This is a genomic window from Duganella margarita, assembly GCF_009857535.1.
Classification (GTDB): domain Bacteria; phylum Pseudomonadota; class Gammaproteobacteria; order Burkholderiales; family Burkholderiaceae_D; genus Rugamonas; species Rugamonas margarita.
This window is the reverse complement of record NZ_WWCS01000071.1, coordinates 1-640: the sequence shown is the minus strand read 5'-3', so window position 1 is coordinate 640 and position 640 is coordinate 1. Positions and strand designations below refer to the sequence as shown.

The following is a 640-nucleotide window of genomic DNA, read 5'->3' as shown; positions in this document are numbered from 1 at the left end:
CGTGACGCTGATCGATGCGCCGCACAGCCACGCCGCCGCCGCCCGCGCGGCCGCCCTGGCCGCCGCCGGCGAGGCCGCGCTGCTGATGCAGGGCAGCCTGCACACCGACGAGCTGATGGCGGCCGTGCGGGCCGAACCCGGCCTGCGCACCCAGCGCTGCCTGAGCCATGTGTTCCGCGCCGAGGTGCCGCTGTACGAGCAGGTGTTGCTGATTTCCGACGGCGTGCTCAACCTCCAGCCGGCGCTGGAAGACAAGGCCGACATCGCCCGCAACGCCATCGACCTGGCGCATGCGCTGGGCAGCGCGGCGCCGCGGGTGGCGATCCTGGCGGCGGTGCCGACAGTCAGCGCGGCGATGCCGTCGACGCTGGACGCGGCGGCGCTGTGCAAGATGGCCGAACGCGGCCAGCTGAGCGGCGCGCTGGTGGACGGCCCGCTGGCCTTCGACCAGGCGATCGCGCCGGCGGCGGCGCGCGCCGGCGGCGTGGTGTCGGCGGTGGCCGGCCATGCCGAGATCCTGATCGCCCCCAACCTCGACGCCGGCAGCCTCTTGGTCAAGCAGCTCGAGTGCCTGGCCGGCGCCGCCGTCTGCGGCGTAGTGGCCGGCGCCCGCGTGCCGATCGCGCTGGCCGATGGTGCC

General features: G+C 75.5%; 1 protein-coding gene. It reads left to right on the top strand.

Going from position 1 to position 640, the window contains the following annotated elements:
- A partial coding sequence (locus GTP55_RS29235; protein ID WP_161048260.1) for a bifunctional enoyl-CoA hydratase/phosphate acetyltransferase occupies nucleotides 1-640 on the top strand: 640 nt, incomplete at both ends.